Genomic DNA, 20,268 nt, shown 5'->3' on the forward strand with positions numbered 1-20,268 from the left:
TTTATCAGGATGGTTATGGTGAGCGAGATGAAGTCCCAGGCCTTCAGGATTTTTGGGTGGGCTGTACTGCTGGTCTTTGTGATGTCCGCGGTGCAGGCGGCGGCGCAAACGCCGGGCATCGCGGCGAAGGCGTCGCGAGGCGGCCCCATGGTGATCCATTCAGACACGCTCGAGGCGGACAATCTCCAGCGGACCATCACCTTTTCGGGGAAGGTCAAGGCCGAAAGAGATGATTTTATCATCCACTGTGAACAGATGGTGGTCCACTATGTCCGTTCGGAGGATGCCGGTTCGGCCGGCGATGAGGCCGAGGGGAGCAGCATAGACAGGATCGTCGCCAAGGGTGCCGTGCGCGTGGACCGCGCCGCGGGCGGTTCGGCCACCGCTGAAGAGGCCGTGTACTACGAAAAGGAAAGCAAAGTGGTCATGACGGGCAACCCCGTCCTGAAGCAGGAAAACGACACGGTTCAGGGAGAAAGGGTCATCTTTTTCATCGAAGATGACCGGGTGGTTGTGGAAGGATCCGAAAAAAAGAGGGTCAAGGCCGTCGTGTTTCCGAAATCCGACAACAAGGATGAGCAGCCCGGCGCCGAGCCGGGGGTGGTGCAGTCTGAAAGTGGGCGTTAATAGACCCTGTCCTGGAAGTGGGCAGGGGGTTGGGCGTCTGCCGGATCGGGTGCTGGTAATCGATGGAGGGGTGGTTGTAATCGTCTGATGGCATTGGAACTCAAACAATCTCTTGGGCTTTCGCAGCAACTGGTGATGACGCCGCAGCTGCAGCAGGCGATCAAGCTCCTGCAGCTCTCGCGCCTCGAACTTCTGGATGCCATTTATCAGGAGCTCGAAGTGAATCCGATCCTCGAAGAGCAACTCGGGATCGATCCGGAAGAGGAGATGAGTCCAAGAGAGGATACCGAAGCGCCTGTCGTCGAGGCTGTTCCAGCCGTAACGGAGGTGCGTGTCGAGGAGCGCGCCCGAGAGGACGTGGATTGGGAAAGCTACGTCTCGGAGTACAACACGGGTTGGGCTGAAGCCCCTTATGAAGAGAGGGACGCCCCGTCTTACGAGAGCATGACGGCTACGAAGACGGACCTGAGTGATCATTTGACCTGGCAGCTCAACATGAGCCGCATGGACGATGATGCCCGGACGATCGCTTCTTACATCATCGGCAACCTCGATGAGGACGGCTATCTCGATGTCGGTTTGGAAGAGATCGCGGAGGTCGCAGGATATCCGCTCGAAAAGGTGGATGAGACGCTCAGTCTGGTCCAGAACTTCGATCCGGTGGGGGTCGCCGCCCGTGATATGCGGGAGTCGCTTCTGATCCAGGCCCGGTTTCACGGGCTCGGAGGGAGTCTCGTGGAGACGCTGATACAGGATCACCTGCACGACCTCGAGAATAAGCGCTATGAAGAGATCTCACGCAAACTCGGTGTTACGGTGGGAGAGATCTGCGAGGCCGTAACCGTCATCCAGGGGCTGGATCCAAAACCCGGCCGGGCTTACTCCAGCGAAGAGACGATCTATATCACGCCGGATATCTACGTCATCAAGGTGGGTGACAAGTACGAGATTCTCCTCAACGAAGACGGCCTTCCGCGCCTGAGGGTCAACAGTTACTACAGGGAGGTCCTTTCAGGGCAGATCGAGGTCGGCGAAACCGCCAAAGGCTACATCAAGGAAAAACTGCGATCGGCGGCCTGGTTGATCAAGAGCATTCACCAGAGGCAGCGGACGATCTACCGCGTGACCGAGAGCATCGTCCGGTTTCAGCGGGAGTTTTTCGACAAGGGCATCGCTTATCTGAAACCCCTCGTGCTCCGGGAGGTGGCTGAGGATATCGAAATGCACGAGTCGACGGTCAGTCGGGTCACCACCAACAAATATGTGCACACGCCCCAAGGTATTTTCGAACTCAAATTTTTCTTCAACAGCGCCATCAAGAGTGTTGACGGAGAGGATCTGGCCTCCGAGACCGTGAAGGAGTTCATCCGCAGCATCGTCAAGTCGGAGGAAAAGAAGAGACCTTACAGCGACCAGGAGATTTCGGACATGCTGCGCGGGAAAAACATCAAAGTAGCGAGGCGGACGGTCGCCAAATATCGTGAGGGGGCTGGCATCCTGCCTTCGAGGAAAAGGAAGGATCCTTATTGATGAAACCCTGCGCTTTTGCGATTCTTTGCCGCTGTATCACCTTATCCTGAGAATGTGGAGGTAGTTTTTATGGATATCACTGTGACCTTCAGACGCACCGAACCGAGCGACGCGTTGAGAGTGTACGCCGAGGAAAAGGTTTCAAAGGTCAGGAAGTATCTCGATGTTCCGGTCGAGGCGCACATCGTTCTGAGCGTCGAAAAGTTCAGGCATCAGGCCGATGTAACCCTGATCGTCAACGGGACGCGTGTCAAGGCCATGGAAGAGACCGGCGACATGTATTCCGCCATCGATCAGGTGATGGATAAAATCGAGAAGCAGGTCAAGCGGCATCTGCAGAAGATCAGGGAGCGCCGCCCCGAAGGTGCGAGGGCCGAAGAAGAGGGCGAAGGGGAAGAGCCTTTGGCCGCGGCGGAGACCGAGACCGTTATCGAGGTCGAAAGGATGATCGCCAAGCCGATGGATACAGAAGAAGCGGTCATGCAGCTGAATCTCTCGAAGCAGGAATTTCTGGTATTCCGTAACGCTAAAAGCCTGGAGGTCAATGTCCTTTACAGGAAAAAAGACGGCAGCCTGGGGCTCATCGAACCGGCGAGCTGATTCTCATCTGGTTGCGGCAAATGAAATTATCTGAAATACTCCATGAAGACAGCATCGTTCCTGAACTGAAGGCAAAAGACAAGAAATCTGTTCTGAGCGAATTGGCCGAGCGGGTGTGCGCCCAGGATCCTAGTATTGACAAGAACACCCTTGTCAGGGTATTGCTCGAGCGTGAAAAGCTTGGGAGTACGGGAATAGGAGATGGGGTTGCCATCCCCCATGGCAAGCTTGGCGGTGTCAGTCAACCGATGATATCCTGCGGACGCAGCCTCGAGGGGGTTGATTTCGACGCCATGGATGGGCAACCTGCCCATCTTTTTTTCCTTCTGCTTGCCCCGGAAGACTCATCCAGCGTTCATTTGCAAGTGCTCGCTCGGCTGGCCAAGATCCTCAAGACGAGCGCCTTCAGAAAACGCTTGATGCAGGCCCGTGATCAGCAGGAGATCTACAGGGCGATTGTTCGGACCGATGAAGAATCTTCCTGATCCGGTTCATGAAGGGGAGGGCTTTGGGGTGGCGTTATGATAGGGATCCTGATCATTTCTCATTGTGACTTGGGCAGGGAGTTGTTGCGCGCCGCCGAGCTGATCGTCGGGCGGCTGGACGCAGCGGATTCCATTCCGATCACCCAGATTACGGAGAGTGAGCCGCTGCTGAAGACCATCGCTGAAAAGATCAAACGACTGGATCAGGGCAAGGGCGTTCTGGTGTTGACGGACATGTTCGGGGGCACGCCTTCGAATCTCAGCCTTTCCTTCCTCGAGGAGAACCGCGTCGAGGTCTTGACGGGCGTCAACCTCCCGATGGTTATCGCGGTTGCAGGGGATAGAGAGCGCCTGTCGCTCAGTGAACTCGGTGAAAAAGCACAGGAAGCCGGGCGGCGGAGCATCGCGCTGGCCGGCAAGCTGCTCAAGATGGAATGATCGCTCACGTGGAGCTGACAGCGGCGAATTTCGACGAGTATCGCCGTGAGATCTGCCGTCTCGAAAGGACCGCTTTCCACACCCCATGGAGTGAAGAGGCTTACCGGCAGGAGATGGACAATCCTGTGGCGAGGCTCTGGGTTCTTCTGGAAGACGGGCGCTTTGCCGGGTATGCCTGTTTCTGGGTCTTTGCCGAGGAACTGCACGTCATGAAGATCGCCCTCCTCCCGCCGATGCGTGGACGCGGGCTGGCCTCGATGCTCATGGAGAGGATCCTTGCAGCGGGAGCTGACGCAGGCGCCCGGTCGGCCTGGCTGGAGGTTCGGCCTTCCAATGCTGCGGCTTTGAGGCTCTATATGCGGCGCGGCTTTATGGAAGTCGGCCGCAGAAGTTTCTATTACAGGGATTCCGGGGAGGATGCCATCCTGATGTGCCGGCCGATCCTTCAGAAAAACGCCGCCGGAAGCCCCTAGCACTTTGAGCGCAGGCGAGCCGGGAGGTTCAGCAGCCCCGCGGTCCGAATACGCGACGGACGATAATCAAAGCATAAACATCAAGAATCAGGAGGTCACGATGTCATTGAAGGTGGCTGTAAACGGATTTGGGCGGATTGGACGCATGGTCTTCCGGGCCGGATTCGGGCGCGACGATATCGAGTTTACGGCGGTGAACGATCTGACCGATCCGGCTACTCTGGCGCATCTGGTCAAGTATGATTCGGTGCATGGCACCCTTGGGGTCGAAGTCGGTCATACGGACCATTCCTTGATCGTAGATGGAAAAGAAATTCAGATCTTTTCGGAGCGGGATCCGGGCCGTCTGCCCTGGGGAAAACTCGGAATCGATACGATTTTCGAGTGCACGGGTCTTTTCCGTGACCGGGAGAAGGCCGCGGCGCATCTGGAAGCAGGCGCCAGGAAGGTGATCATCTCAGCCCCGGCCAAGGGGCCCGATATCACTTTGGTGATGGGTGTCAACCACACGGATTACGACCCTCAGCGGCATCATGTGATCTCCAACGCCTCCTGCACGACCAACTGCCTTGCGCCGGTCTGCAAGGTGCTTCTGGATTCATTCGGGATAGAAAAAGGGCTGATGACCACCACGCACTCCTACACAGGGGACCAGAGGCTCCTGGATTTTCCGCACAAGGATCTGCGCAGGGCCCGCGCGGCGGCGCTTTCGATGATTCCCACCACGACCGGTGCCGCGAAGGCCGTGGCCCTGGTTTTGCCTCAGCTTCAGGGAAAACTCAACGGGATGGCCATCCGGGTGCCTACGCCCAATGTCTCGGTGATCGACCTGGTGGTTCAGCTTGGCCGCGCTGCGGCCGTCGAGGAAATCAACGGCGCCCTCAAAGAAGCGGCGGAAGGGCCTATCAAGGGCATCCTGGCCTATACGGACGAGCCCCTCGTGTCCACGGATTTCAACGGGACGCGTGTATCCAGCACCGTGGACGGTCTTTCGACGATGGTGGTGGGGGATATGGCCAAGGTCCTTGCCTGGTACGACAACGAATTCGGTTACTCCAACCGGATGGTGGAACTGGCCGTTTACATGGCCGGGCATTGATGGGGGTCCCGGACCCTGGACCGGTGCTTCCTCCGGGAGTGCGATCCAAGGTCCGCTGTAAAATCGAGGAACGGCAACAGGGTCTCAGGACCGAAACGGGCGGACCAACCGGCGGTTTTTTCCGGATGGATCCGTTCCGGGGCCTTTCCGGTTGCAGCCCTCGGGCGCAGCTCAGCAGCAGCAGGAGAATTGCCTGATGATTGAAAGAAGGCCGATGATAGCCGGCAACTGGAAGATGTACACGGATATCTTCGAATCCGTCAACCTGGTAAAGGCTGTCAGTGCCGGGCTCCGTGGAGACGAAGAGGTTGATGTCCTGGTGGCGCCGCCCTTTACGAACCTTTCCGTTGCGAAGCCGTTTGCGGAAAATGCCCGAATCCTGCTCGCAGCCCAGAACATGCACTGGGAGGAGAGCGGAGCGTTTACGGGAGAGATTTCCGGACCGATGTTGCGGGCTGCCGGTTGCACGCACGTCATTCTGGGGCACTCGGAGCGTCGGCATATCTTTCGTGAAACCGACGAAGACGTGAATCGGAAGGCCCAGGCGGCGGCCAGGAGCGGACTGATCCCGATTGTGTGCATCGGTGAAACGCTTGAAGAGCGTGAAGCGGGAAAGACCTTTGCGGTCATCGAGAGGCAGCTGGCTGGTTCGCTCTCCGCTTTTCTGGTGGGAGGGGATCTGCCGGCCGGAACGATCCTTGCCTATGAGCCGGTCTGGGCGATCGGCACGGGCCGCACCGCGACACCGGCCCAGGCCCAGGATGTCCATCAGGCCATCCGGAGCTGGCTCACAGAGAGGTTTGGTGGGGCTGTCTCGGGGCGTACGCGGGTCCTTTACGGCGGCAGCGTGAAACCCGACAACATCACCGACCTTATGAGCGAGCCAGACATCGACGGGGTCCTGGTCGGCGGCGCGAGCCTGAAAGCGGAAAGTTTTCTCGGCATTGTCCACTACCGGAAATGAGGATGGGCGGTAGCGCTGCAGGTGGGCCCGAGGTGTTTTTCAGGAGGATGGACTGACGTTCCCCGCCCTGTTCCATCCAATCAAGGCAGTCGGAAGTTTTTTCTTGCAAAAAAAAATCCGTGAGGTAGAATCAGCATTTCGAGTTTTCGCGCAACATTTCGGGGGATTGGATCTTTAGATGAAACCCATTTTTATTATCCTGCATATTGCGGCGTGCATCGCCCTGATTATCATCGTCCTTCTTCAGCGCGGTAAAGGCGCCGGGATGGGGGCGGCTTTCGGCGGTTCGAGCCAGACCGTTTTCGGAAGCACCGGGGCAACGTCCTTTTTGCACAAGGTCACCACGCTCGTCGCAATCCTCTTCATGGTGACGTCTTTGACCCTTTCGTTTTTCTTTGGAAAGGGTGCAACCTCGTCGATCATGGAAGGCGTGAAGGATACCAAGCCCCCGGTGACCGACCAGGCGACGCCCGGGGGTGAAGCCCAGCCGGAAGCTCCCCAGACCCCGGCAGAAAAACAGTAGATCGATGCCGAAGTGGTGGAATTTGGTAGACACGCTATCTTGAGGGGGTAGTGGACGACGTCCGTGCGGGTTCAAATCCCGCCTTCGGCACCAATCATTGTAATTTTAAAAGGTTAGATCGCTAAGACTGCTCCAGGGTGCATATAGGGTGCAGATCGGCGCTCTAACCTTTGCTTTTTTGACCCCCGAAAATGAAAAAGCCCCGGATCGAAACGGAGTTCCCATGGATGGCATCACCTGGTGGTGCTATGGGGTGCCTACCTCGTCCAAGCGGTTGACCCCCGCCTTCTTCTCTGTCGGGATCCAGTGTCCGTAGCGGTCCACGGTGATATTGATGCTGCTGTGGCGCAGCTGCTTCTTCACATAAAAAACCGACTCGCCACCGCTCAGGAGCAGCGAAGCGTAACTGTGGCGGAGATCGTGCAGCCGTACCTTGCGTACCCCGGCCTTGAGAAGCACCCGGTCAAAGACCCTTCGGATATAGTTCTGCTCAATCACATGGCCGCCACGATGGAAGAGCAGGGCGGGCAGCTCTCCCTTCCCGGATTTCATGGTTTCCTTTTTCTGCTGGTGCATGTGGGCCTTCAGCACTGCATGGAGCTGGTCCGACATATCGACCTTCCTGGCCTTGGTGTTTTTAGGGGTGGTATAGGTCCCCCGCCGGTAGGATCTACGGACCCATAGCGCCCTGCCGTTGAAATCAAGATCGCCCCATTCGAGGCCCAGGGCTTCACCCAGGCGGACCCCGCTACGGGCAAGCAGCATGAAGAAAGGGTAGTATTCAGGGTAAATCTCCTTGCAGGTCTCGAGGACCAGGGCGATTTCTTGAGGGGAAAGAGGGTTGATCTCCATTTTTTCACGCTTTAACTGCATGCGCCGGGTGATACCGGTAACAGGGTTTTCCCTGACTACTCCTTCGTCTATAGCGAAGTTGAAAAGCCTGCTCATGATGTCGCGCAGCAGCCCGATCGTGGATTTGCTCAGGCCGTCGTTGAACTTTTCAAGAAGGAAGTCGCGGACCTCTCCCCTGTTGATCTTATCCAGGCGGGCCTGGCCGAATACGGGCACGATATGCTTCTTGATCGTATTATCGTAACGCTCATGAGTTGAAGCTTTCCGCATCGCCGCTTCTATGTAGGACAACCATTTCGTGGATGCTTCCTGGAAGGATGGAGGCGAGGCTTTCTTTTCCTCCGCCAGGTTCAGCAGGGTTTTTTTGAGACGCTCCCGAAGGGCTGAAGCCACCTTTTCGGCTGCCGCCTTGTCGCCGATCCTGACGCTTTTCCGTTGCCCTTGATAGGCGATGAATACCCACCACGGCTGACCTTTGCCTTTGACCTTTTGTCGTATTGTGACACCCATGGAAATCCCCGTTGCCATCATACCTCGTGTCCATCCGGAAATGATTTCCCTATAGAACCCAGTTTCCAATCCGGAAATGAGGATTTTTGGCCCATATCAAGGAAATCAAGCGTTTGCGCGGAGGCGACCTGGTGGTCGCCTCACAAGCAAACGTGCAGATTGACGCCGAGATTGGTCAAAAAGACCATTTCCGGATGGAAACTACCTCGTTATGGTTCTGCCCGCTGGCAGGTGGCAGGGAACTCCTTTTCGGGGGCCAGTCCGACCAGTGGGCGTTAATCGCTCAATCTGCATCTTTGCCCGGGCGCGGACTCCAGCGCGGGTGATCCGGGCCAATCTGCTCCGTCTTGTCAGGGTAAACGATTAATTTTTCAAATCATAACGAGAACGCATGTTGTTTCCCCATTGTGGTCTCAACTTGCCATCGTGCTGGAGACGCCCAACCACAATTCCTGGATCTATCCCCATATCACAAGCAAATCGCTTGATATTATCCTCGCTGAAAAAGTCCCTCTGAATGAAAGTTTTGTAGGCGTCGGGAGGTATTAAGATGTCGGATGCAAAAGTATTAGCTTCTTTTTCTTGTTGGTCTCCGCCATCATCTTCCAAAATAACTTCTTGCCGGCCATGCAAAATTATATGTCCAATTTCGTGAAATAAGCTGAACCAGAAGATATCTGCCCATTTACCACGGATAGTAATCATCAGGACTGCTTTATCACGCCCCATCCAGAAGACAGCCCCATGAGCCTTAGTTTTTGAAAAATGCGGACAAATAACCAAAGCCACTCCACAGTTCGCGAGTTTCTGTTGTAAGGGCTCTTGGAACTCTTCAGGAGGCTTGGTGGTTAAAGCTTTTAAATCGCCAAGAATCATTCGCAGTCGTTCCCGATCAAATTGCTTGCATTTAACCTTGTGAGCTCGGCGTTCGCCCATCCGCAACCAAGCCGCTACAGCCTCAGGTGTCCGCTCACCATTTCTTGATGCACCGATACGGAATGTCACTTGATAGAGATTTAGCTCTGGAACCTTGGTTAACGACATAACACCTAAATAGTTTCCATCCGGAAATGGTCTTTTTTGCCAATCTCGGCGTCAATCTGCACATTTGCTTGTGCGGCGACCACCAGGTCGCCTCCGCGCAAACGCTTGATTTCCTTGATATTGGCAAAAAATCCTCATTTCCGGATTGGAAACTGGGTTCTATAGGGAAATCATTTCCGGATGGATACTACACTAAATTTTCAAGGGGGGCGTGTCTCACCCACATTGACACAGAGGGTTCCTCCCCTGCGGGACAGGAAGGAGGACATCCCTGCGATGGTGGAGACGTTCATCCGGGAGATGAATGTGAAATTTGGCCGCGCCATCCAGGGGTTGACGTCTGCGGCTATGGACCTCTTCGTACAGTATGCCTGGCCTGGAAATGTCCGGGAGTTGCGCAACTGTATCGAATATGCCTTCAATTTTTGCGATACGGACGTCATCTCGGTGGAGGACCTGGGTGAAAAACTCCTCGAGTTCAAACACAATGAAAGAAAAAAAGAAAAAACAATAGAAGGTATTACAAAAGACCTGATTGTGGAGGCGCTGAAAACTCAACCTACCTTGGCCGGGGTAGCTGATGCCCTTGGTATCTCGACAAGCACCCTCTACCGCAAAATGAAGCGGTTCAATCTTTCAAAATGACACGCCTATGTCATTTTGAAAACCGATGCTGCCGGAGTTCGCCAACCGCTCTGAGAGTTCCGATCCCCAATTCCATAATATATTAGCTGGTTAGGTGACTTGTCGGGTGCAAAAGCGCCGTTGGCATCCGTCTTGCTGATGTCCAACTATGGGTGGCCGCAGGGAGGAACCGATCGGCCTGCAGCATGGGATTGGTTCTTAGAGGCGTGACCGCGTGAACGAGCTTTCGTGAACCTGAACCAGAAATAAGGAGGGATCGATGCGGAAAGATTATAAGGTGCTCATCGGCGGGGAATGGGTTGAGGCGGCGGGAGGCCGGCGGATCGAGGTGATCAATCCCGCAAACGGGGAGAAAGTCGGCAGCGCCCCCGAATGCGGTGCGGAGGAGGTGGACAAGGCGGTGAGCGCGGCCGTGGAAGCTTTTCCAGCGTGGGCGTCCAAGACCATGGGCGAGCGTTCAAAGATACTTTTGAAGATTTCCCAAGGAATTATGGCTCATCAGGAAGAACTGGCGAAGCTCGAGACCGCGGAACAGGGATCTCCGATACGCAAGACCATGAATTTCGATGTTCCGCTCTGCGCCGAGCAGTTCGAATATTTTGCCGGCGTTGCCCGGGCCCTGACAGGGGAGACCCTGCCCGTGGGGCCGTGGTGCCTGTCATGCACCGTAAGGGAGCCGCTGGGGGTCGTAGGGCTCATTACGCCCTGGAATTTCCCGGCCCTGATGGTCGTCTGGAAACTCGGCGCGGCCCTCGTTACGGGCAACACCTGTATCGTCAAGCCGCCGTCGGTTGCCCCCCTGACCACGTTGAAGCTGGGCGAGATCGTCATGGAAGCGGGCGTCCCTGCGGGTGTGGTGAATATCCTGACCGGCCCGGGTGAATCCGTCGGTGAGGCCCTCGTGAAGCACCCGAAGGTGGCCAAGATCGGGTTTACGGGCGATACGGCGACAGGCAAGCGCATCATGCGGCTTGCCAGCGATACAGTCAAGCAGGTCGGGTTGGAGTTGGGTGGCAAGAACGCCTTTATCGTCATGGCCGACGCCGACGTCGATTCGGCTGTGGAAGGGGCCGTTTTCGGCGCGTTCTTCAACACCGGACAAGTTTGCGCCGCCGCCAGCCGGTTTTATATCCATGAATCCTTGTATGACGCGTTCGCCGAAAAATTTGTCGCTGCGTCGAAGAAGCTCAGGTGTGGCGACACCATGGATATGGGAACCGTCATCGGACCACTGGCCTATGAGGCCCACCGGGACAAGGTCGAGGGCTATATCCGCGGTGCCAAGGAGGCCGGCGCCACTTTGCTGCTGGGGGGGGAGCGGCCCGACACGCCCGAAACCCGAAACGGCTTTTTCGTTCTGCCCACCATTTTTGGCGGCTGCACGAATGACATGACGTTCATGCGGGAGGAGATCTTTGGCCCCGTCGTTGGACTGGCGCGTTTCAGTACGCCGGAGGAGGCCGTTGCGCTGGCTAACGACTCGAACTACGGACTTTCCGCATCGATCTGGACAAAGGATGTGCGTGCGGGGTTGGCCATGGCCGGACAGATCAAGGCCGGTACAGTGTGGATCAATGAACATCTGATCATCTTCTGCGAGACCCCGTGGGGCGGCTGCAAGCAATCCGGCTGGGGGAAGGATCTCTCCACCATGGTGCTCGACGAATACACGACCACGAAGCATATCTACGTGGACCTGACCGGCGTGCCGGAAAAACCGTGGTACGCGATTCTCAAGTAGGTCGATGTCGAGGCCGCCGGGCCGGCGTTGGACAGAGCCGCTGGCCACCGGCTGCCGGTGGGGGTGAAGGGTCTGGCACCCTTAATAAAAATCCTGCAATCTAGAAAACTATGAGTTAAAAAGGATGAAGATACAAAGATGAAAAATAATAGATTTAGCTGGAGGTGGTAAAATGCTGGATATATCAAAATTTGATAATGCAAGATCAAAGGGTATTGATGATTTTTCGAGGCCTGATCATTTGCTATCTGATGATATCAAGAAGTTCTGTGAGGTTTTAAGGAAATTCGTAGATAAAGAGGTATTGCCTCACGAAGCAGAACTGGACGATTATTGGGACTGGACGGAACGTGAAGAGCATAATCTTATCAGTGACATAGTAAAGAAGGTGTATGTGGATTTTGGAGTACAAAAAATACTCTTTCCCACGGAATTAGGGGGGATGGGTGGCGGCTCCAATGTTGATATGAATGCTTTAGTTGAAGAATTGGCAAGAGGTGATCTGGGAATTTGTTGCGAAACGTTTATGAATGTTTGGGGGCTTTTACCAATAGCGCCTCCTACGCCAAATGAATTTCTGCTTAAAAAATTTGCCCCATTCTTTTGCGGCGATAAAGTATTTCAGATTTGTTCCTGTGTTACTGAACCTCATGGTGGAGGATCGGTTGAAGATTTTAAACTGAAGGGATCGCAGACCAGAACGAAAGCTCGGCTGGAAAAAAATGAATGGGTAATTAATGGGCATAAACAATGGGCATCTGCATTCAGACATGCCGATTTGTTCAGAGTTGTGTGTATCGTGGAGGGAGAACAATTTCCCAACAATATTGCGCAAATATATGTTCCTGCTGATACACCTGGAGTATCAACGAGCAAGCCTTATAGGAAAATGGGGTGTAGCATCGATACAAACGGAGATGTATGGTTTGATAACGTCAGAGTCCCGAAAGAAAACCGTGCTCATGAGGATCCCAAGGAGGATTTGAAATCGCTTGTTGTAAATTTGACTATAGGGCGCCCACCTTCAGTTGCTATGACACTTGGAATAATGAAGAGGGCTTATCAAGTTCTTAAAGACTATGTAGATAACAGGGAAATAGCTGGCAGGCCCATGAAGGAACACGGTGTTATTGTGTATGAATTAGGGCAGATAGCCGAAGATATTTTGGCAGTCGAAGCATACTTGTACTCCGTGGCAGAAAGATTGGACCATCCCGAAGTCTACGGTCCTCCATGGGAATACAAAAATTTGGTAGCTGCTTCCGCACTTAAGAAAACCGCAGGAGATGTAGGGTACAGGATGGTTAATAGGGTGTTGGAACTGATGGGTTCTTATGGCTACTCACGGGAAGGAAGAATCGAAAAGCTTGTTAGGGATATGAAAATCACCCAGATATGGGTCGGCGGACCGCTTCTATATCTGACTGATCTTGCTAGGTACTACTTCGGAACAGAGACCATCTGATGGAAAAATTCAGTTCATCTGATTTCATTAAGAAGAGGACGACGTAATACAAGGACTATTTCAATGACGCGCAAAAAGTATGCATGAATCTGGTGAGTCACTATTATGAATAAGAGAAGGCAGGACCAAAAGGCTCTGCCTTTTCTATCCTTGGGTGCGGTGGTAGTATCTATTGATATGCAATAAACTCACAATATTATAGGAAAACGACAAAGTTTCTGCAGGCATCGCAATTGCAAATGAGACATCTTTTTGTGCTATGGTAAGTTGATATAGAAAAGCAAGCAACTAATGTTTTTTAACAAAAATAACTAGTTTCCATCCGGAAATGGTCTTTTTGGCCAATCTCGGCGTCAATCTGCACGTTTGCTTGTGCGGCGACCTACAGGTCGCCTCCGCACAAACGCTTGATTTCCTTGATATTGGCAAAAAATCCTCATTTCCGGATTGGAAACCGGGTTGTACCGGGAAATCATTTCCGGATGGAGACTAACTAAGAAAGAACGTAATCAAATTAGCTTTTATGTTCGATCTCGCTCAATGCCGGATGGGTTCAACACCCGTTTCAGAATTATCATCCTTGTTGCTGACGAGTTCCTGAATCCGTCAGATCTGTTTGCTGCTACCTCACGGGTAGGGTTTATGGCTCTAAAATGAACCTTGCAGGGAATACGTCCGGTACTCCTTACCTCTTTGTCGGTCTCGATCTTGCCCTCATCGGGGTCCAGCTTAACCCGTCAGCGTCTACTTCAAAAAGAGGTCGTATCTATGACGGCCGTGGTTGTGGACGGGTTCGAGGGGAGGCAGATGACGGCCAGGAATCTTTCACCAACGAGCCGCTTCTGTTTGAAGGCCGTGACACCGGGGTGTTGGTTGGCAGAATATGCTGTCGGGGGACTGCGTGGCCCACCAGGGGTATCGGCATGGCCGTCTTCGAGGGCCGCCGGGTAGGGAAGGCAAAGACATCTTGGGACAAGGTTCCGAAATGTGCCCAGTTGTCCCCCCGAAGAGACGGGGATAGAAGGCCAAAAACCGGGTGCAGATGAGCTGCATGGGCGCCACCCGAGTTGGTACGATTTGACACGATTTAAGCACCCTGGCGGATAGAAAATTCAATAAGTTATTGATATGATTTTGCGTTTCGTGGAATCCCGCCTTCGGCACCAGATCCGGCTATTTCAGAAGGTTAGAGCGTCAAAACTGCTCCAGGGTGCAGGTTGGCGCTTTAACTTTTCTTTTTTTGCGGGGGTGGGCTTCATGGCCTACCAAGACATCAAGATTATATCAATTTTGTTCTAAGGTTACGCTAAAAAGGCGTGGTGCACCGGACGTACCTGATTGCAGGTGTCGAGCATCGAGGTTATTTTCTCGGGTGTAAGAGGGCCGATTTCCTTCTTTTCGCGGTTCAACTGCATCCGCCGGGTGATTCCGGTAAGGGGGTTTGAGGTGGACCGCACCTTTGTCGATGGGGAGGTGCTCTGGAAAAGGAGGTCTTTGAGACTGCCGCAGGGTGGTCTGGGATCCAGAAGCAATTCGAGCAGGGAAGCAGGATGGTGTTGTCCAAAAACACGAAAAACGGGACAGGTTCATTCAACCTTAGCTGGTGTTATGACGCAGAAAAAAATGCAGTTGCGGCGGAAAAGGATGATATGGGATGTGATAAACGACTTGACTTATTGAAGGCTCTGGACTAAAAGCAACCATTTGAATCGGCGGCAGAAGCCGCTTTCGGCTGGGGATCCTGCTGCAACGAATCGGACACGGGATTTCCTGCCGGATATCAGCGCGCTCAATTTCAAATAGACCGGATCGAAAGCCACGAAGGCTCATGCTCCTCATAAGAGGTGTGCCTTCGTGGCTTTTTTGTTGGATCAAACTCAGCGGAAACGCGATTCGAGCGGTTCGACCTGAGCCGATCCATCTTCAGATGGGTAGAACACGGAGGGCGGCGTACAACCGGCCAAGGTCCTCGCCGCCCCCCTGTGGAAGCGCTCGCGGGAAGGCGATGCTTCAGGTATTGATAATACCACTGCATCTCTTCCCCGTCAATTCGTCAGCCTCGCTGCCTGGAAAAGGGAAGGCCGAAGGTTCCGGAACAGGACCGACCGTGAGGCGCTAAACCAAGGGAGGGGATGAGGGATGAGAGGAATAAAAGGAGTTTGTCTGATTGCAGCCGTTGCGGCTGTTTGTTTCGCGTCGGTTCATGTCGCGAGGGCAGAAGGGACAACGCACGACAAATTCGAACTTCAGCAAATCGTGGTCACGGCAACCAAGACGGAAAAGAGGGTCGAAGACGCGCCCGGAAGCGTGACGGTCATTGATCAGGAAGAGCTCAAGAGCCAAGACATCCAGACCGTCGATGACGCGCTTGACAGCCTTGCCGGTGTTTTTGTCAAAAGAACGAAGGGCTTGATGGATTCGACACCTTCCCTGCGGATGCGGGGGTTCAACGGCGACCAGTACACCCTTGTTCTCCTCGACGGGCAGCCTCTCAATGACGCCTATACCGGCGGTGTCTCATGGGGGTCGCTTCCCGTGGAAAACATCGACCGGATAGAGGTGATCCGGGGAGCGGCATCCGCACTTTATGGGGGGAACGCTATGGGAGGGGTGGTCAACATTATTACCAAAACACCTCAGAAACCTGAGTTTGAGGCAGGCGGAGGCTACGGTACCCACGACACCTGGCGCTATCATATGAGCGCAGGCACCCGTTTTCGCGACCGGTTCAGCCTCAGGGTCGGGTATGAAGGAGAGGGTACAGACGGCTATGCCGCTACCCCGGTCCTTGCCTCCATCTCTTCTGGGCCGGGAAACGTACCGGGCGGGTACCCAATGAACGACAAATACGGAGACCCCACGAAATGGGTTGTCGGTGACAAGGGTGAAAACGGGGCGGAGAGAAAGACGCTGAACGGGAAACTCAGCCTGGATTTCTCGGAAACGGGTCAATTGTCCCTGAGCGCATTCTCAGGGCGTCATGAATATGACTACGGAGCGCCGAACTCCTACATGGGGACGCTCGGCGACAACTCCACCTACGCCATCTCCGGCCCCAGTCAGCGTGCCCGGTTCAGGCCGAACGATTTCATCAACTACACCGGGATCGGCAAGACCGAAAACGACACCTGCACCCTGGCCTTCGATGAGATATTCGGAACGGTTCATTTCAACGCCCAGGCGGGAACGGTTCAGGTCGACGATCGCTACACGCTCGAGTCCGGGAGCGGGTTGGACGATTACAACAACTCAGAGGGATCTCTGAAAGTTACCAAGAACGAGAGCTGGTTCACCGAATTACGCGGGGACATGCCCATCGGTTCAGCTCACATCATGAGTCTTGGTACCTCCTATCGGACGGACGAGTCAGACACCAATGACTACGAAATTCCGTTTTACCGCAGCTATGACGACACTGGAGAAAGCACCTTCTACAGCGGGGGGGATTCGAAGACGTGGGCCCTGTTCGCCCAGGACGAGTGGCGGATCGCCGATCCGCTGACCCTCTACCTCGGACTCCGTTACGATTCCTGGAAGGTCTATGACGGCGCCTCGGGGGTTCCGGGGGCGATGACTTGCTACGAAAGCAATACGGAATCCCAGTTGAGCCCCAAGATCTCCGCTGTGTGGAAGGCCTATGAACGGACCACGTTCAAGGCCTCCGCCGGTCATGCCTTCAGGCCTCCGACGCTATATGAACTCTATCGAACCTGGGAATCCTGGGGAACCATCTATCAAAGCAATCCAAATCTGAAGCCTGAAACCGTCTGGACCTACGAAATGGGCATCGAGCAAAGCTTTCTGGATGGAAAGACCCGGGTTTCCATGACTGGCTACCGCAACGATATCGAGGACTTGATCTATTACCGGACCGACGGTTCGACGAAGCTCCGGACCAATGCCGGGGAGGCGCGAACCTATGGGCTCGAGATTCAGGCCTCGCACCAGTTGATGGAGTGGCTCTCCCTCTGGTGCAATTACACGTATACGAACGCCGAGATCACCGAGAGCCCGATGGATCCGGCCAGCGAAGGCAAGCAGGTCACGGGCATCCCTGAGAACACCTTCAATGCGGGGATCGACACCCGTTACAAATGGTTCAGGGGAAGCCTGGTAGGCCGCTATTTCAGTAAGATCTATAACGATTCGGACAACAGGGACACCGCGGAGGGGGTCTACAGCACCTATGAGCCGGCCTTTTTCATGGATGCCAAGATCACTGTGATCCCTTTGAGACAGGTGGAAGTATCCCTTTGCGTGGATAACATCCTGGATGAGGAATACTACGAATACTACAAGAGTGACGGCCGGACGTTCTTCGCCGAGTTCACGTTGCGATACTGACATGCCTTGTCGTGGTTTTCACACATGGGCATGCCTGATCGGCGGGCTCGCCGCTCTGTTCATCCTGCACTTTTCGCCGGCACCGGCCACGGGCTCTGGCTCTTCAGTGGTTGTAGAAGACGCGTTGGGGAGAGAAGTTCCGGTCTCCTTGCCTATCCAAAGCCTGGTAGCCTTAAACTCGGATATTCTGGAAGTCTTACGTACACTGAAGGCAGAAGATCTTATCTCCGGCGTATTTTCCGAAATCAAGCGGGAGCCGGAGTTCTGGGGCAGTTTGGCAGAAAAACCAAAAGTGGGGAGTTGGCGCGACCCGGATATGGAAGCCATCGCCGCCCTCAAGCCTGATCTGGTAATTGCCTACGCACGAAACCCGGGACCGATCCTGGAACAGAAAATGGCCCTGTTTGGAATTCAGGTGCTGCGTCTGGACTTCTTCAAGGTCGAAGCCTTGGAACGAGAAGTTCGGATCCTGGGGCGGCTGCTGGATCGGGAAGCGGAGGCGGCGCGTTTCTGCCTATGGCACCGATCGCATGTCCGAAGGATAGCTGAGAGGCTCGGTGGGGTCCAGGAGCGGCCGGCGGTTTACGTTGAAGGCTACACCGACTATCATGCCGCGGGGCCGGGATCGGGGGGGCATGAAATGTGTGTCTCAGCCGGCGGGAGGAACATAGCCGCCGGCTTTTCCATTCCTTACCCTCAGGTCACGCCGGAGTGGGTGGTATCCCGGAACCCCGAGGTAATTGTCAAGGCCGCCTCCTATGGGAATGGCTATGGCCTCAAAGATGCGGCGTCTCTCGACCTCTGCCGGGAGGCCATCCTGGGGCGTCCGGCGTGGCGGCATATTTCGGCTGTTGCATCGAAAAGGGTGCACGTCACGGACAGCGCCATCTGGAACGGCCCCCGGGCCATCATCGGAATCGCGTATATGGCCGGTTGGATTCACCCGGCGCTCTTCCAGGATCTAAAGCCCAAGGCATTGCACGGGGAGTACCTCGAAATATTTCAGGGCATCCCTTATCACGGCCATTTCGTATCCGATGATACCCGGGAGGGTGAAGATGCACCGTAGGGCTGAAGACCTTTCCCGGCTCTATCGGGCGCGCACCGGGGCGAGTGCCTTCTCTCTCGCTCTTGCCCTCCTTTTGCTCCTCACGGCCATGGCCGCCGGGCTTCACGTCGGCGCCTCGGGCATGGGATGGAGCGAAGTGGTTTTCTCTCTTTTCCAAGACACCGGGCGTAACCATAGCATCATCTGGATGCTGCGCCTGCCCCGTGTCATCATGGCCGCGCTTGTCGGTTTCGGCATGGGGCTGGCGGGCGCCGTATTCCAGGCCATACTCCGCAACCCCCTCGCCTCCCCTTTTACCCTGGGAGTCGGATCGGCCGCAGGCTTCGGGGCGGTGACGGTGATCCTCCTCCTGAACCGGGGTTTCCAGACTTGGCCCATGGCCCTCGGTGCCTTCTGTTTTTCCATCCTATCGGCGGTGTTCATCCTGGCGGTGGCAAAGATGAAACGGGCATCTTCCGAGACGATGATCCTGACGGGCATTGCCCAGATGTTCCTATTCTCCTCGCTCACGTCCCTCTTTCAGTACATGGGGACCATGGAGCAGGTGCACGAAGTGGTGTTCTGGTTCTTCGGGAGTCTTTCCAAGGCGGGGTGGCCACAAATCGGCCTGGCCGCGGCGATGATCCTGATCCCTTTTCCCTTCCTCTTATGGCGAGCGTGGGATTTCAACCTGCTTGCTTCGGGGGATGACTCGGCCCTTTCCTTGGGTGTGAATGTCATCCGGCTGAGGATGTCGGCAGTCGTTGCGGCTTCCCTTGTCAGCGCCGGCGGGATCTGCTTCACGGGGGTGATCGGTTTCGTGGGGCTTGTGGCCCCCCATATCACTCGTATGGTGATCGGAAACGACCACCGGTTCCTTCTGCCGGCTTCGGGGATCGTGGGAGGATTGATCGTGGTGACCGCGGATATCCTCGGTAGAAGCCTCTGGGCGCCGCAGGTTATTCCCATCGGGATCGTCACCTCCTTTATCGGCGTGCCCTTTTTCTTCTATCTCCTGATGAAACGCTCCAGGGAGTACTGGTGATGCTCAAGATAGAAAACCTGTCGTTTGACTACGGCGGCCTGCCTGTGCTCGAGGGGGTCAGCGAAACGGTCGAGAAGGGCAGCGTCCTCAGCCTCGTAGGACCGAACGGTGCCGGCAAAACCACCCTTCTCAAGTGTATTGTCCGTATCCTCACACCCGTTGGAGGCCGTATCCTTGTTGACGGCCGGGATGTGCACCGCATGCCTCGAAAAGAAATGGCGAAGCACGTCGGTTATGTGCCTCAGAGCATGCCCGCCAGGTTTCCGACGACCGTGTTCGAGACGGTCCTTGCGGGCCGGAGGCCGTATATCGCCTGGCGCCCTTCACCGGACGACCTGGAGCGAACCGCCCGGATTATCGAGGAGATGGATATGGGAAATTTGGCATCGCGGGACATGGACCGTCTGAGTGGCGGCCAGGTGCAGAAGGTGTTGCTTGCCAGGGCTTTGGCCCAGGATACCCCCTACCTGCTGCTGGACGAGCCCACCAGCAGCCTGGACCTGCGTCACCAACTGGAAATTCTGGAGCTGATTTCCAACCTGTCGAAGATCAAGAACCGTGGCATCATGATGGCGATGCACGACCTGAATCTGTCGGCGAGGTTTTCCGACACCATCCTGATGCTCCACGCAGGCAGGATATTCTGCAAAGGGAGCCCTTCCGAGGTAATGACCTCGGAGAACATCGCGGCTATCTATGGAGTCGAGGCTCAAATCCGCAAAGAAAACGGATATATCCATATTCACCCGGTGCGGTGCATCCACCTGCCGGCATCCCCGGCAAGCGGATTTCCCCCGTGCCCAGACGATGTAAGGACCTGACCGATGGATACCCA

Annotated in this window: 20 protein-coding genes, 1 tRNA gene and 1 pseudogene; 20 read left to right on the forward strand and 2 right to left on the reverse strand. The window is 55.1% G+C overall.

Translation table 11 applies throughout. From position 1 onward, the window contains the following. The first annotated feature begins 27 nt into the window (after window positions 1-27). From lptA to ACZ500_RS21755, 10 genes are all read left to right on the forward strand, one after another. Window positions 28-627, forward strand: a complete 600-nt coding sequence (gene lptA, locus ACZ500_RS21710; protein ID WP_464233106.1) for a lipopolysaccharide transport periplasmic protein LptA — start codon at window positions 28-30, stop codon at window positions 625-627. Window positions 628-714: 87 nt separating this feature from the next. Beyond that, complete coding sequence (gene rpoN, locus ACZ500_RS21715) at window positions 715-2,157, forward strand: RNA polymerase factor sigma-54 (protein WP_464229512.1); 1,443 nt, start codon at window positions 715-717, stop codon at window positions 2,155-2,157. A 69-nt stretch (window positions 2,158-2,226) separates the two neighbouring features. Then, entirely contained in the window at window positions 2,227-2,757 is a 531-nt protein-coding gene (gene hpf / locus ACZ500_RS21720; protein WP_464229513.1) for a ribosome hibernation-promoting factor, HPF/YfiA family, read from the forward strand. A 20-nt stretch (window positions 2,758-2,777) separates the two neighbouring features. Further along, a complete protein-coding gene (locus ACZ500_RS21725) occupies window positions 2,778-3,242 on the forward strand; it encodes a PTS sugar transporter subunit IIA (protein WP_464229514.1) in 465 nt (154 codons plus the stop codon). 36 nt (window positions 3,243-3,278) lie between these two features. Continuing rightward, window positions 3,279-3,680, forward strand: a complete 402-nt coding sequence (locus tag ACZ500_RS21730; RefSeq protein WP_464229515.1) for a PTS sugar transporter subunit IIA — start codon at window positions 3,279-3,281, stop codon at window positions 3,678-3,680. Next, window positions 3,677-4,153, forward strand: a complete 477-nt coding sequence (rimI, locus tag ACZ500_RS21735) for a ribosomal protein S18-alanine N-acetyltransferase (protein WP_464229516.1) — start codon at window positions 3,677-3,679, stop codon at window positions 4,151-4,153. The genes ACZ500_RS21730 and rimI overlap by 4 nt, the downstream gene beginning before the upstream one ends. Before the next feature lie 100 nt (window positions 4,154-4,253). Next, the gene (gene gap, locus ACZ500_RS21740; protein ID WP_464229517.1) at window positions 4,254-5,252 is read left to right on the forward strand and encodes a type I glyceraldehyde-3-phosphate dehydrogenase; all 999 of its coding nucleotides are present in this window, start codon (window positions 4,254-4,256) and stop codon (window positions 5,250-5,252) included. Between the two features lie 196 nt (window positions 5,253-5,448). Beyond that, on the forward strand, window positions 5,449-6,216 hold the full coding sequence (gene tpiA / locus ACZ500_RS21745) for a triose-phosphate isomerase (RefSeq protein ID WP_464229518.1): 768 nt from the start codon (window positions 5,449-5,451) through the stop codon (window positions 6,214-6,216). 178 nt (window positions 6,217-6,394) lie between these two features. Then, window positions 6,395-6,739 carry a preprotein translocase subunit SecG gene (secG, locus tag ACZ500_RS21750; RefSeq protein WP_464229519.1) on the forward strand — a complete coding sequence of 115 codons (345 nt, stop codon included), beginning with the start codon at window positions 6,395-6,397 and terminating at the stop codon, window positions 6,737-6,739. A gap of 6 nt (window positions 6,740-6,745) precedes the next feature. Next, window positions 6,746-6,832, forward strand: a tRNA-Leu gene (locus tag ACZ500_RS21755). 153 nt (window positions 6,833-6,985) lie between these two features. Here the strand turns inward: ACZ500_RS21755 and ACZ500_RS21760 are convergent. After that, window positions 6,986-8,101, reverse strand: coding sequence for a tyrosine-type recombinase/integrase (locus tag ACZ500_RS21760; protein ID WP_464229520.1), 1,116 nt, complete (start codon window positions 8,099-8,101; stop codon window positions 6,986-6,988). An 86-nt stretch (window positions 8,102-8,187) separates the two neighbouring features. Here ACZ500_RS21760 and ACZ500_RS21765 point away from each other — a divergent pair, with 86 nt between their 5' ends. Further along, window positions 8,188-8,427, forward strand: a complete 240-nt coding sequence (locus tag ACZ500_RS21765; RefSeq protein WP_464229521.1) for a hypothetical protein — start codon at window positions 8,188-8,190, stop codon at window positions 8,425-8,427. A gap of 37 nt (window positions 8,428-8,464) precedes the next feature. Here the strand turns inward: ACZ500_RS21765 and ACZ500_RS21770 are convergent, their stop codons facing one another. After that, window positions 8,465-9,145 (reverse strand): ImmA/IrrE family metallo-endopeptidase, encoded by a 681-nt coding sequence (locus ACZ500_RS21770; RefSeq protein WP_464229522.1) that lies wholly within the window; start codon window positions 9,143-9,145, stop codon window positions 8,465-8,467. 300 nt (window positions 9,146-9,445) lie between these two features. Here ACZ500_RS21770 and ACZ500_RS21775 point away from each other — a divergent pair. The 9 genes and pseudogenes from ACZ500_RS21775 to ACZ500_RS21815 form a co-directional block, all read left to right on the forward strand. After that, window positions 9,446-9,589, forward strand: a pseudogene (locus ACZ500_RS21775) (AAA-type ATPase lid domain-containing protein); the annotation flags it as partial. Between the two features lie 3 nt (window positions 9,590-9,592). Next, entirely contained in the window at window positions 9,593-9,790 is a 198-nt protein-coding gene (locus tag ACZ500_RS21780) for a helix-turn-helix domain-containing protein (protein WP_464233107.1), read from the forward strand. Window positions 9,791-10,049: 259 nt separating this feature from the next. Continuing rightward, complete coding sequence (locus ACZ500_RS21785; protein WP_464229523.1) at window positions 10,050-11,531, forward strand: aldehyde dehydrogenase family protein; 1,482 nt, start codon at window positions 10,050-10,052, stop codon at window positions 11,529-11,531. A gap of 172 nt (window positions 11,532-11,703) precedes the next feature. After that, on the forward strand, window positions 11,704-12,996 hold the full coding sequence (locus tag ACZ500_RS21790; RefSeq protein WP_464229524.1) for an acyl-CoA dehydrogenase family protein: 1,293 nt from the start codon (window positions 11,704-11,706) through the stop codon (window positions 12,994-12,996). 328 nt (window positions 12,997-13,324) lie between these two features. After that, window positions 13,325-13,489 (forward strand): hypothetical protein, encoded by a 165-nt coding sequence (locus ACZ500_RS21795; protein WP_464229526.1) that lies wholly within the window; start codon window positions 13,325-13,327, stop codon window positions 13,487-13,489. Between the two features lie 1,646 nt (window positions 13,490-15,135). Beyond that, window positions 15,136-17,340 (forward strand): TonB-dependent receptor, encoded by a 2,205-nt coding sequence (locus ACZ500_RS21800; RefSeq protein ID WP_464229528.1) that lies wholly within the window; start codon window positions 15,136-15,138, stop codon window positions 17,338-17,340. 1 nt (window position 17,341) lies between these two features. Continuing rightward, complete coding sequence (locus tag ACZ500_RS21805; protein ID WP_464229529.1) at window positions 17,342-18,409, forward strand: ABC transporter substrate-binding protein; 1,068 nt, start codon at window positions 17,342-17,344, stop codon at window positions 18,407-18,409. Further along, window positions 18,399-19,433: a FecCD family ABC transporter permease gene (locus ACZ500_RS21810; protein WP_464229530.1), complete on the forward strand. Its 1,035-nt coding sequence runs from the start codon at window positions 18,399-18,401 to the stop codon at window positions 19,431-19,433. The genes ACZ500_RS21805 and ACZ500_RS21810 overlap by 11 nt, the downstream gene beginning before the upstream one ends. Beyond that, window positions 19,433-20,254, forward strand: coding sequence for an ABC transporter ATP-binding protein (locus tag ACZ500_RS21815; RefSeq protein ID WP_464229531.1), 822 nt, complete (start codon window positions 19,433-19,435; stop codon window positions 20,252-20,254). Before ACZ500_RS21810 ends, ACZ500_RS21815 begins: the two co-directional genes overlap by 1 nt. Window positions 20,255-20,268 lie beyond the last annotated feature (14 nt).

It is taken from the genome of Desulfatiglans parachlorophenolica, from assembly GCF_055394735.1.